This window comes from Sphingobium sp. Ant17, assembly GCF_000588875.1.
GTDB lineage: Bacteria > Pseudomonadota > Alphaproteobacteria > Sphingomonadales > Sphingomonadaceae > Sphingobium.
Map to the genome: position 1 here is coordinate 1 of NZ_JEMV01000092.1, position 12,469 is coordinate 12,469.

At 61.9% G+C, this 12,469-nt stretch carries 12 protein-coding genes and 1 tRNA gene; 2 read left to right on the forward strand and 11 right to left on the reverse strand.

Features of this window, described 5'->3' with window-relative positions:
* The 11 genes from BF95_RS22835 to BF95_RS22885 form a co-directional block, all read right to left on the reverse strand.
* Positions 1-1,709, reverse strand: a 1,709-nt coding sequence (locus BF95_RS22835; protein ID WP_051520200.1) for a DEAD/DEAH box helicase, incomplete at its 3' end; no start/stop codon positions are given.
* A gap of 310 nt (positions 1,710-2,019) precedes the next feature.
* Entirely contained in the window at positions 2,020-2,718 is a 699-nt protein-coding gene (gene rplA, locus BF95_RS22840) for a 50S ribosomal protein L1 (protein ID WP_043154773.1), read from the reverse strand.
* 5 nt (positions 2,719-2,723) lie between these two features.
* Complete coding sequence (gene rplK, locus BF95_RS22845) at positions 2,724-3,155, reverse strand: 50S ribosomal protein L11 (RefSeq protein WP_043154775.1); 432 nt, start codon at positions 3,153-3,155, stop codon at positions 2,724-2,726.
* A gap of 265 nt (positions 3,156-3,420) precedes the next feature.
* The gene (gene nusG, locus BF95_RS22850) at positions 3,421-3,957 is read right to left on the reverse strand and encodes a transcription termination/antitermination protein NusG (RefSeq protein WP_037472329.1); all 537 of its coding nucleotides are present in this window, start codon (positions 3,955-3,957) and stop codon (positions 3,421-3,423) included.
* A gap of 39 nt (positions 3,958-3,996) precedes the next feature.
* The gene (gene secE / locus BF95_RS22855; RefSeq protein WP_037472331.1) at positions 3,997-4,203 is read right to left on the reverse strand and encodes a preprotein translocase subunit SecE; all 207 of its coding nucleotides are present in this window, start codon (positions 4,201-4,203) and stop codon (positions 3,997-3,999) included.
* Between the two features lie 170 nt (positions 4,204-4,373).
* Positions 4,374-4,449, reverse strand: a tRNA-Trp gene (locus tag BF95_RS22860).
* Positions 4,450-4,502: 53 nt separating this feature from the next.
* Entirely contained in the window at positions 4,503-5,420 is a 918-nt protein-coding gene (locus BF95_RS22865) for a YihY/virulence factor BrkB family protein (protein ID WP_043154778.1), read from the reverse strand.
* Positions 5,421-5,755: 335 nt separating this feature from the next.
* Complete coding sequence (locus BF95_RS22870; RefSeq protein ID WP_043154788.1) at positions 5,756-6,979, reverse strand: dihydroorotase; 1,224 nt, start codon at positions 6,977-6,979, stop codon at positions 5,756-5,758.
* Positions 6,980-7,112: 133 nt separating this feature from the next.
* Positions 7,113-8,108, reverse strand: coding sequence for an aspartate carbamoyltransferase catalytic subunit (locus tag BF95_RS22875; protein WP_043154780.1), 996 nt, complete (start codon positions 8,106-8,108; stop codon positions 7,113-7,115).
* A 169-nt stretch (positions 8,109-8,277) separates the two neighbouring features.
* Positions 8,278-9,657, reverse strand: coding sequence for a DUF3054 family protein (locus BF95_RS22880; RefSeq protein ID WP_043154783.1), 1,380 nt, complete (start codon positions 9,655-9,657; stop codon positions 8,278-8,280).
* A gap of 470 nt (positions 9,658-10,127) precedes the next feature.
* Positions 10,128-11,327, reverse strand: coding sequence for an IS256 family transposase (locus BF95_RS22885; protein WP_043154785.1), 1,200 nt, complete (start codon positions 11,325-11,327; stop codon positions 10,128-10,130).
* A 532-nt stretch (positions 11,328-11,859) separates the two neighbouring features.
* On the opposite strand from BF95_RS22885, the gene BF95_RS28480 reads away from it, so the two are divergent.
* Positions 11,860-12,018, forward strand: coding sequence for a hypothetical protein (locus BF95_RS28480; protein WP_200867046.1), 159 nt, complete (start codon positions 11,860-11,862; stop codon positions 12,016-12,018).
* A gap of 100 nt (positions 12,019-12,118) precedes the next feature.
* A partial coding sequence (locus tag BF95_RS28485; protein WP_200867047.1) for a transposase occupies positions 12,119-12,469 on the forward strand: 351 nt, incomplete at its 3' end.

A 12,469-nucleotide genomic window follows, 5' to 3' on the forward strand; every position in this document is an offset into this window, starting at 1 on the left:
CCGCCACGCGACCCGGCACCGGGACCGCCACGGGGCGGGCCGCTGCGGTTGGGACGATCGCCATTGGCGGGACGCAATTGCTTACGGTTGCCACGGGCTTCCTCACGCGGTGCGCCATCGACAGGATCGAACATCACATCCGCGCCCTCGTCACCCGCTTCGCCCGTGCGCCGGACGGCGGCGAGGAATTTGGCCGAGATCGCCTTAGGGATTTCGAACATCGTGTCGTTGGCGGTGATGCGGATCGCGCCGATGTCGCCGCGCGACACATGGCCACGACGGCAGATCAGCGGCAATATCCAGCGCGGATCGGCATTTTGCGTGCGGCCGATATTCATGCGGAACCACTGGGTATCCTCGAAACCGGGACGTGGCCCTTCGCGGCGGGCCGGGGCGTCGCTGCCGTCGAGCAGTTCTTCAGGCGCAGGCAGTGCAGCGCGTGCCGAACGCACCAGCATTGCTGCGATTTCCTTGGCGCTCTTGGCTTCGAGCAATTCGCCGCCCAGCGCCCAATCGGACTCTTCCAGTTCCATGGGTTCGAGCAGGCGGGTGCGCAGCCGTTCGGCATCCTGCGCGGCAATGGCTTCCTTGCTGGGCGCGGACGTCCATTCGACCGGGATCTTGGCGCCCTTGAGCATCCCTTCCACCCGGCGACGGCGCGGATAGGGGACGATCAGGACGGCGGTGCCCTTCTTGCCGGCGCGACCGGTGCGGCCCGAGCGATGCTGCATGGTTTCGGCGTCGCGGGGGATTTCGACATGGACGACGAGCGTCAGCGTGGGCAGATCGATGCCGCGCGCGGCGACGTCGGTCGCGACGCAGACGCGGGCGCGGCGATCACGCAGGGCCTGCAACGCATGGTTGCGTTCATTCTGGCTATGCTCGCCCGACAGCGCGACGGCGGCAAAGCCCCGCTCGGTCAGGCTGGCGTGCAGATGGCGGACATTGTCGCGGGTGGCGCAGAACAGCATCGCCGTTTCCGCCTCATGGAAGCGCAGCAGGTTGACCACGGCATTTTCAATGTCCGACGGGGCAACGGTCATCGCCTGATAGCTGATGTCGCCATGGCCACGCTCGGTCGAGGTGGTCGCGATCTGGAGCGCGTCCTTCTGATAGCGACGGGCCAGCGCTACGATCGGCTTGGGCATCGTCGCCGAGAACAGCAGGGTGCGGCGGCCATCGGGGGTGGCATCGAGAATGCCTTCCAGATCTTCGCGGAAGCCCATGTCGAGCATTTCGTCGGCTTCATCCAGCACGGCGGTCTTGAGCGCCGAGAGGTCGAGCGCGCCGCGTTCGAGATGGTCGCGCAGACGGCCGGGCGTGCCAACGACGATATGTGCGCCCTGGGCCAGCGCCTTGCGCTCGCGCGCCGCGTCCATGCCACCGACGCAGGTGGCGATGCGCGCGCGGGCACCGGCATAGAGCCATTCCAGTTCGCGGCTGACCTGCAGGGCCAGTTCGCGGGTCGGCGCGATCACCAGCGCCAGCGGCCAGGCCGGTGGGGGCAGGCGGCCTTCTTCGTTCAGCAGTTCGCCCGCCATGGCGAGGCCGAAGGCGACAGTCTTGCCCGATCCGGTCTTAGCCGACACGATCATGTCGCGGCCAACCGCTTCGGGTTCGATCACGGACGCCTGCACTTCGGTCAGCGTCTCATAGCCCTTGGTCGTAAGGGCTTGGGCGAGGATGGGGGGGAGGGTATCAAATGCCATGTCTAGTTTTTCTCGTCGGTTAAGCGACCCGCCTCTTCCGACGGATACAAAAAGACCTGTGCCTTACGCCCGCCAAAGCAGACGTTCAGAGTGATAGGCCACACACCCTGATTTTCACATTCCCACCCGGCAAGGGCAGGAGCCGCCAGCAGAACTGGTGGCGAAGGGGTTTGCCCCTTTCGTTCGCGTTGCATCTCTCCGTCTGGCTTTCCGCCAGCCGCCTCCCGATCAGGGAGGATCAATTGAAAACAGGAAAGCCTCCTTCCCCATTTCGAGGAAAGAGGCTTATCCTTAGTCTATAGCATGAAAATCAGACGGCGGCGACTTCTGCCACGTCGACCTTCACGCCCGGACCCATCGAAGACGACAGGGCGATCTTGCGGACATATTTGCCCTTCGACCCGGTGGGCTTCGCCTTGACGATCGCATCGACGAAGGCGTCGAAGTTGCGACGCAGGTCTTCGGCGGTGAAGCTCGACTTGCCGAGGCCCGCATGGATGATACCGGCCTTTTCGACGCGGAATTCGATCTGGCCACCCTTGGCGGCCTTCACGGCTTCTGCGACGTTCGGGGTCACGGTGCCAAGCTTGGGGTTCGGCATCAGGCCCTTGGGACCGAGGATCTTACCCAGACGACCAACCAGGCCCATCATGTCCGGCGTCGCGATGACGCGCTGGAAATCGATGTTGCCAGCCTGGATCGATTCCAGCAGGTCTTCGGCACCCACGATGTCGGCACCGGCGTCGAGCGCGGCTTGCGCCTTTTCGTTGCGGGCGAACACGGCGACGCGAACGTCCTTGCCGGTGCCTGCGGGCAGGGTGACGACGCCACGAACCATCTGGTCCGCATGACGGGGGTCAACACCCAGGTTGATCGCGATTTCGACGCTTTCGTCGAACTTGGCGGTCGCATGGGTCTTGATCAGGCCCAGCGCTTCGTCAACGCCGTGCAGCTTTTCGCGGTCAACCGCGGTGGCCAGGGCCTTCGCCTTCTTGGTCAGCTTTGCCATGATAATCAGCCCTCCACCACGTCGAGGCCCATCGCGCGAGCGGAGCCTTCGATGATCTTCGTTGCAGCGTCGATGTCGTTCGCGTTCAGGTCAACCATCTTGGCCTGGGCGATTTCCGCCAGCTGCGCACGGGTGATCTTGCCAGCGACGATCTTGCCCGGTTCCTTCGAACCCGACTTGAGGTTCATCGCCTTCTTGATGAGGAAGGTGGCAGGCGGCTGCTTCATCGTGAAGGTGAAGCTGCGATCCGCATAGACGGTGATGATCGTCGGCAGGGGCGTGCCCTTGTCAACGTTCGCGGTCTGGGCGTTGAACGCCTTGCAGAATTCCATGATGTTCACGCCGCGCTGACCCAGGGCTGGGCCGATCGGCGGTGCAGGTTTGGCGTCTCCAGCGGGCACCTGGAGCTTGATGTAGCCCGTAATCTTCTTGGCCATTGTCACTCACTCTGTTGCTGGGCGTGCCCTAAAGCGCGCCCGGTTCAAGTTTAGCGGTTCAAACGAAGGCCAGGCCTTCTCCCGCATCTATTCCCGGTTGCCCGGAAATCTCTTTGATCGTCACCGCAGCGAAGGCTGGCGAGACGAGAAACCTTGTTCTGCGTCATCCTGACGAAAGTCAGGATCCATTTGCTCTACGCTGGCTTGTTCCTGCCGCGCTGAGGCGCATGGACCCCGGATCAAGTCCGGGACGACGGAAACATCCTTACTTCGACAGTTCGACCTGTTCGAAATCCAGTTCCACGGGCGTTGCGCGACCGAAGATCGACACCGACACCTTGACCCGGTTCTTTTCGAAATCCAGTTCCTCGACCACGCCGTTGAAGCTGGCGAAGGGACCGTCGAGCACCTTGACGCTGTCGCCGATTTCGTAATCGACGCTGACCTTGTGCTTGGGTGCGGCTTCGGCTTCCTTGCGGGCGCCGAAATAGCGCGCAGCCTCGGTCTCGCTGATCGCCTGCGGCTTGCCCATCGATCCCAGGAAACCGGTGACCTTCGGCGTGTTCTTGACCAGGTGATAAATGTCGTCGTTCATCGCCAGCTTGGCGAGGACATAGCCCGGCATGAACTTGCGTTCGACCTGGACCTTCTTGCCGCGCTTGACTTCGGTGACGGTTTCAACGGGCACTTCGACCTGTTCGACCAATTGGGTGAGGCCCATGCGCTCGGCTTCGGACAGGATCGATTCCTTGACCTTGTTCTCGAAGCCCGAATAGGCGTGGATGATGTACCAGCGCGCCATGTTACCGTGTCAAACTCCCAAAAACCAAGGCTGTCATGCTCAAGCCTGACCCGCCGCAAGGCCCAGCAGCCACTGGACGATCGCGCCGAAGAAGGTGTCGATGCCAAAGAAGAACAGGCCGAGCAGCGTCGTCATGATGACGACCATCACGCCGGTCATCATCGTTTCGCGACCCGTGGGCCACACGATCTTCGACGCTTCGGTCTTCACCTGATTGACGAATTCGCCGGGGGATACCTTCGCCATCGCCTGCCTCTATCTTCAAAACCAACGCCAATTCGCGAAGCAACAGTCCGCCCTCCCGACCCCGTCCTATGGGACGTCCGGGGGATGCGGCCGCATGCTTCGCGACACATGTTCGCCAGCGCACCTAGTCGCGAAACCCTTAAACTACAAGGTTTCCCTGACTTGGCGCTTGGCAGGAGTGGAGGGACTCGAACCCACGGCATTCGGTTTTGGAGACCGACGCTCTACCAACTGAGCTACACTCCTGTGCCGGCGAAGGAGGGCGCTTTAGCGTGGCATGGGTGGTAGGGCAAGCGTGATTATGCAGCGTCCGTTACGGGGGCGGCAACGCTGGTGTCCACGCTGGTCTGCCGCTCCGCTTCCGCATTGATCTGGGCACCGAGCAGGACGACATAGGCGGAAACGAACAGCCATAGCTGCAGCACGACGACCGCGCCCAACGATCCATAGGTCTCATTATAATTGCCGAAGGTCGAGACGTAGAAGGACACGCCAAGCGTCACGATCAACCAGAAAAGTGTCGCCGTGACCGACCCAACGGTCAGCCATTGCCATTGCGCCTGCTGGCGATTGGGGCCGAAACGGTAGATGAGGCCGAAGATGACGCTGGCGAGCAACCCCGCGCAAATCCAGGTCGCGGCCTTGATCGCGAACAGCACGCCCGGTCCCCAGTCGGTCAGGAATTTCTGAATAAGGCCGATCACTGTCGCGGTGAACACGCCTGCCACCACGACCAGCACGGCGGAGCAGGTGATGCCCAGCGACACGCGGTAAAAGGCAAAGATATTGCGCCGTTCAAGCTGGCCATAGACGATGTTGAGCGATTGCATCACCGCCGACGCCGCGCGCGTCGCGCCATAGACGGCGATGGCGAGCGCGGTCAGCAGGCCGAAGCCGATCGCAGGCTTGGCGGTGCTGACTACCCCCAAAAGTTGGTCGTTGATGAGCTGGGCGGCGTCGGTGGGCACGACGGCGATGATCGCCTGCATATGCCGCCCGACCATCGCCGGATCGCCGAACAGGCCATAGGTCAGCACGACGGCGGCGAACATCGGCGCGATCGAGAGAAAGGCATAATAGGCAACGCCAGCGGCCAGCAGACCGACATTATTGGATCCGAGCGACGCATAGACGCGCTTCAATATTTCCCACCAGGCCCGTGGCGGAATTTTCCACGGCGCATCGACATGCACCTGCTGCGCGATCTTCTCAGTCATGGACGTCCCCTGCTGCTCCATAGGGCAAGCGCATGAAGGGGGAGGGGGTTCCGCCGCAGCTTGGGTCGTTTCGAGCGAAGCTGGGAAATGGGGTGTCACTTGACGGCCTGCTTACCCCTCTCCCTTGAGGGAGAGGGCTGCGAAGACTTGGCAGCTTGCTGCCTAGTCGGAGCTGGGTGAGGGTGTTGAGGCATCAAGGGATCGCACGACATCAGCGTTGAACCCCCTCATCCAACTTAGCCTAGGTGCCTTTGGCACCAAGGCTGCGTATCCTTCTCCCCGTCGGGAGAAGGGCCGTCTTTCTGGCCCGAAACTGCCACCCTTCAATCCCATCCCTACAGAAACACGGCGCCCTTCATGATCCGGCGCGCGCGGCCCTGTACCGGCATGCGGTCGAACGGGGTGTTGCCCGCCGCCGCCGCCATCCTGGCCGAATCGACGATCCACGGTGCATCGGGATCGATGAAAATGAGGTCGGCGGCGCTGCCCGGCGCGAAATGGCCGGCATCGACGCCCAATATCCGCGCGGGATTGGCGCACAGCAGCGTCATCAGCCGGTTGATGCTGACATGCCCGTCCCGCACCAGGTTGAGCGAAAGCGCCAGCAGCGTCTCGGCCCCGGCCATGCCCGGTGCGGCGTCGGCGAAGGGCAGGCGCTTGTCCTCCGCCCCGCGTGGATCGTGGCTGGAGGTGATGACGTCCACCGTGCCATCGGCCACCGCCGCGATCGACGCCTTGCGGTCATCCTCCGAACGAAGCGGGGGGGAGAGGCGGGCGAAGGTGCGGAAATCGGTGACGGCATTGTCGGCGAGGAAAATATAGGCGGGGCTGATGCCGCAGGTGACGCGCAACCCCTCCGCCTTGGCCGCGCGGATCAGGTCGAAGCCCGCCTTGGTCGTCACCAGCCGGAAATGGATCGCCGCGCCCGTATGGCGGGCGAGCAGCACGTCCCGTGCGATCGCCATCGCTTCGGCGCAGGCGGGGGCGTGGGGGAGGCCGAGGCGGGTGGCGGTTTCGCCGCTGGTCGCGACCGCGCGCGCCGTAAGCCCGCTATCTTCGGCATGGGAGATGACGGTAAGGCCGAGGCCCGACGCATAGGACAGGACGCGCAGCATCACGCCCGAATCGGCGATCCATTGGCGGCCGGTGCCGACTGCCTTGGCACCCGCCGCCTGCATCATGCCGATTTCAGCCAGTTCGGTGCCTTTGAGGCCGCGCGTGGCCGCGGCGATGGGGTGGACCCAGAAATCGGGCTTGCCCGCGCGCGTCGCCTGCCGGATCAGCGCGGCATCATCAAGCAGCGAGGATTGGTCGGGCATCAGCGCCGCGCGGGTGATGCCGCCAAAGTGAAAGGCAGGCTTGTCGGTGGCAAAGACGCCCAGATCGACGAGGCCCGGCGCGACGACCAGCCCCGCGGCGTCGATCCGTTGCGCGTCGTCGGGCAGGGGGACGTCACCGGATGCGACGATGCGGTCGCCCTCGATCAGGATCGTGCCGGGGGTCAGCGCGTCGCCCGCCGGATCGGCAAGGCGGCCGTTGATGATGGCGATCTTGGTCATGCGCGGCGCATCCAACATAAAAGTTCGTCATTCCCGCGCAGGCGGGAATCCATCTCCGACGCGTTCCCCTGGTGCAAGGCCGGGAGATGGGTCCCCGCCTTCGCGGGGATGACAGACAGAAAAAGGCTAACCATCATGCCCATCCCTCCACGCCGCGCGTGCGTCGCGTCAGGATATCGAGGCAGGCCATGCGGATGGCGACGCCCATTTCCACCTGTTCGGTGATGGCGGACCGGTCGGGATCGTCGGCGACGCTACTGGTAATTTCCACGCCCCGGTTCATCGGCCCCGGATGCATCACCAGCGCATCGGGCTTGGCGATCGCCAGCCGTTCGGGTGTGAGCCCATAGAGCATATGATATTCGCGCGCGGAGGGAATGAACGCGCCGTCCATCCGCTCATTCTGCAGCCGTAACATCATCACCACGTCCGCGCCCTCCAGCCCATCGTCGAGCCGGGTGTAGGGCGTCGCCCCCAGCATCTCGACTTCAGGCGGCATCAGCGTGGGCGGGGCGACCGCGCGGACCTGCGCGCCCAATGCGGCGAGGCAGAGCATGTTCGAGCGGGCGACGCGGCTATGCAGCACATCGCCGCAAATGGCGACGATCAGCCCCTCGAATCCGCCCTTGCGCCGCCGGATGGTGAGCGCATCGAGCAGTGCTTGTGTGGGATGCTGGTGCCAGCCATCGCCAGCATTCAGCACGGCGCAGTCGACCTTGTCCGCGATCAACGCGACCGCGCCCGAACTGGCGTGGCGGATGACCAGCACATCGGCGGCCATCGCGTTGAGCGTCATCGCCGTGTCGATCAGCGTTTCGCCCTTCTTCACGCTCGATTGGCCCGCATGCATGTTGACGACGTCCGCCCCTAGTCGCTTGCCCGCAATTTCGAACGACAACAGGGTGCGCGTGCTGTTTTCGAAGAAGGCGTTGATCTGGGTCATGCCCGCCAGCCGATCATCATGCTTGCGCGCTTTGCCGCGATTGGCCGTGGCCCATTGCTCGGCCTCGTCCAGCAGGAAGCGGATTTCCCAGGGCTTGAGGTCTGCGATCGACAGCAAATGCCGATGCGGAAATAGCGCCCGACCCGTGAGGTCGGACGAAAGCGGCGCGGCGGTCATGTCGGGCATGGCCGGGCTTTAGGACAGCGCGAGGCGAAGGGCAAGCCAACCCGGCAGGATGCGGCTGGAGTCCGGGGGAGGTGTGTCGAACGGACAATGTGCATGGATCAGCCAAAGCTGATTGCTGGCTTAAAGGGTTGCGGCGGACCATCATATCCGCAACCGCTTCTATACGCCGCTAATATGCTTTTTTGTGAACGATGACCCCAAGGGTCCGAAGCAGGATCATCAGATCCCGCAGCAGAGACCAGTCCGCGACATATTCCAGATCGGCCTGTAGTCGGTGCATCAAATCGTCTCTATGGTCGGTGGCGCCGCGAAAGCCCCGCACCTGGGCCAAGCCTGTGATACCCGGTTTGATCGCATGTCGAAGCCAGTAGCGCCGATCAATATGATAAAATAGTTCGTCCCCAGCCAGCGAGCCAAGCGCATGCGGGCGCGGACCCACCAAACTCATGTCTCCATTCAGCACATTGAACAGCTGCGGTAGCTCATCCAGACTCGTGCGCCTGATCACCCGGCCGACGCGCGTGATGCGGTCATCGTCGCGCGTTGCCGACCGGGCACCGCTATGATCACTGGTTTCGACCCTCATGCTGCGAAATTTATAGACATGGAACAGCCGGTTGCTGCGTCCCATGCGGCGTTGACGGAATAATATGGGACCGGGGCTCGAAAATTTCACGGCAAGGGCGATAAGCACGAGCAGTGGCGACAACAGGAGGATGGCTGGAACCGTCAGCGACAGATCGAAGGTGCGTTTAAGCACACGGCTGCGAATATCGAGCGGCCCCGTTGATACTGGGATGCCGATCAGTTTGCTTCCATCCGCGGGGGTAAGCTGGCCTATGGCATGGAGTTCAGGCACCAGCAGTTCGCCGTTGCACCCCATCCCCTTAAGGCAGAGCGACCAGTTTTCGCGCCTTTCCGGTGTGGCCGACACCACAACGCGATCGGCTCCGAAGAGCAGGCTGGAAATTTCGTGCAGCGCATGCGGGTCGTGCGGGTCGGGGGTAACCCCATGATCGGCCAGGTCGATCACATGAAAGTCGGAAGGGGCCGAGGCATGAACCCCATCGATCACCAAAAGCCGCCGCATAAACCGCGGACCCAAATAGTCGCGCACCAGCCATGCCGTTGCCAACCGCTCGCCAATCAACAGCAGCGCCGCGAAACCCGTGCCCACGAAAAGGAAGGCACGCGAGATATTCTCGCCTTCCTTGGCGGCAAAAGCCACCAGTGAATTGAAGGCCAGCGCGAGTGCGAGCGACGTCAGGACGCGCCTGATGCCCAATCGCGATGTCGCGCCCTCAAAGGAGTAGGCGCCTGCGTAAAAGCTGATGACAAGGAATGTCGGCAACAGGATAAAGAGGGCTGCCGTATCGACGGTGCTACCAAGCCCGCCATGCCGAATGAGGCCGGCAATGCAAAAACCGCAGATGATGACGGCGAGGTCCAGCGCCATGAGCGCAAGGTACACGATTACCCGAACCGACTGGGTCGTTATCGGGCGACCGCGCGACGACACGCCCGACGCCGTTCCAAGACCGAATTCCACTGTCAAACGCCCAATTCCTGACCACCCGAATCCAGCAGAAGCTACTGCTCTGCTACACACAACATCGTGTCATGTACAATTACAAGTGAAAGTGACTAGCAGGACCCTGCCCATCAATAATGATGGGCGAGCAGTATTGACATCAACCCGACCTCGGACCGGCTTAAGCGCTGGTCCTACGCACTATCATCGGCGACAATCAAGGGGCTATAGGATCATCAACGTGCTGATGCCTCCCAATAATCCTACGGCAAGCGCCGCATAACCCAATGTTCTGGATGCCCAGTATGTGACTTCATCACCAAGATGCGGTTCACCGAATGGTTGAAAGTCACCTCCACTCAGTCCATTTCCGCGGCGCGACAACCCGCTCATTTTTTTGTCCTCTCCAGGATATTTATGATCGTGCCCCACAACGTGGTGTAGGTTCGCTGGGATAGCCACAGCGACCTCCGGCTAAGCCGGATTGATCATGTTGCCATGGCAGGCAACGTGATGATGGGATTATCGCTTAAACCAGAGACGCTCTCAAGTGTCATGTAGCGGCAGCGTTGGACGGCCCATTCGTCGTTCTGTTCCAGAAGGATAGCGCCGACGAGACGGGTGATGGCTTCTTCGTTGGGGAAGATGCCGACGACATCAGTGCGCCGCTTGATCTCGCCATTGAGCCGCTCGATCGGATTGTTGCTGTGCAACTTGGTACGGTGCTGGGCGGGGAACGTCATATAGGCCAGCACATCTTCCTCGGCATTGTCCATGAGAGCAGCCAGCTTGGGTACGGTGGGACGTAGTTGATCGGCGACACTGCGCCACTGGGCTTTTGCGGCTTCGGGCGTTTCCTGTGCGAAGGCGGTGGCGATGAATGCTGACACGACCCGGCGTCCGCTCTTGCCGGCATGGGCCAGCGCATTGCGCATAAAATGAACCCGGCATCGCTGCCAGGTGGCGCTGAACACTTTGGCGACGGAAGCTTTTATGCCTTCGTGGGAATCGGAGATCACCAGCTTCACGCCGCGCAGACCCCGACGGGCAAGACTGCGTAGAAATTCGGTCCAGAAGACCTCAGCTTCGGAATGACCGATAGTCAAGCCGAGCACTTCGCGCCGGCCATCGCTGTTAACGCCGACGGCAATGATGACCGCGACAGAGACAATGCGACCGGCTCGCCGCACTTTGATGTAGGTCGCGTCCATCCAGAGATAGGGCCAGTCGCCTTCGATCGGACGATCGAGAAAGGCCTTCACCCGCTCGTCGATCTCCACGCACAGTCGGCTGACCTGGCTCTTTGAGATCCCACTCATGCCCATGGCTTTGACCAGATCGTCCACAGAGCGGGTCGAGATYCCCTGRATATAAGCTTCCTGGATGACGGCCGTCAGTGCCTTCTCTGCCATACGGCGGGGCTCCAGAAACCCTGGAAAATATGTTCCCTTGCGCAGCTTGGGGATCCGCAGCTCGACCGTGCCTGCCCGCGTCTCCCAGTCCCGATCCCGATAGCCGTTGCGCTGCGCGAGGCGCTCAGGATCTTTCTCACCATAGGCAGCGCCGGTCGCACCGCCCACTTCCAGTTCCATCAGCCGCTGCGCGGCAAAGCCGATCATGTCGCGTAGAAAATCGCCGTCGGCTGTCTTCCCAACCAGAGCGTGCAGGTCCATCTTGTCATTGGTCATCGGAGGTCTCCGTAAGTTGAGCTTCGCAACCCAAACTTATCCGAAGTTCGCCGGTGACCACCCGCGAAACTGACCGGCCGCTACAGCGCTTTATCGATGAGCGCGCGTCCGGTCAGCTTCGCTACCCTCAAAACCTACACCACTTAACGTAATCGCCACACTCGACCTCCGCTTTGTTGCGGTAGGATGTCATTGCCGCTTCGGCGCTCGGCCGGAGTCGAACGTGGAGGACGTTATGGGAGTTTTTGCAGCACTGGATGTGTCACAGGAGGAGACGGCGATTTGCCTGGTTGGGGCGGAAGGTGAGATTCTCGCGGAGGCGAAGGTGCCGACCTGCCCTGACGCGATAGCCGACTGGCTAGCGAAGCGCGCCGCGGATGTCGAACGGTGGGAATGGAGACAGGTCCCCTTGCCGTCTGGCTCTGGAACGCGCTGACGAAGCGGCGTGTCCCGATCATTTGCCTGGATGCGCGTCACGCTAATGCGGTCCTCAAAATGATGCCAATAAACCGACAGACATGATGCTCGCGGCTTGGCTCAGATTGTCCGCACAGGTTGGTTCAAGGCTGCCCGGATAAAGAGTCATGAGGCCTATGTTAACCGGGCGATGCTGACAGCGCGCGATACGCTGGTTGGCATGCGTGTGAAGCTTGAAAATGAGATCAGAGGGTTGCTGAAAACGTTGGCGTGATGTTCGGAAACGGGTTGGGGGCTTCAAACGCCGTGCGACGGAGATCATCACAGGCGAGCTGGCAGTCGCACCGGAGCTCATACCTATCTTTGAAGCGTTGATGCACGCCCGGAGTGAAATTCTAGCCCGTATTGCCGCTCTCGATGGCAAAATCCGGGCGGTAGCCAAACAGCATGGTACGGTACGTCTTTTGATGACAGCGCCGGGAGTCGGACCGATCACCGCGATGGCGGTAACTGCAGCATTCGACGACGCCGAACGCTTCAACCGATCTTCCAGCGCGGGCGCTTATCTCGGTCTGACGCCAAAGGCGCTACGAATCTGGCGAAATCAGCCGGAACGGGCGCATCTCGAAAAAGCGGTGACAGGTTCGCTCGAAAATGCCTGTACGAAGCAGCAAATGCGATCTTGTCTCGAAAGCTTGGCGTCCCTCGCCTGCGTGAGTGGGCAC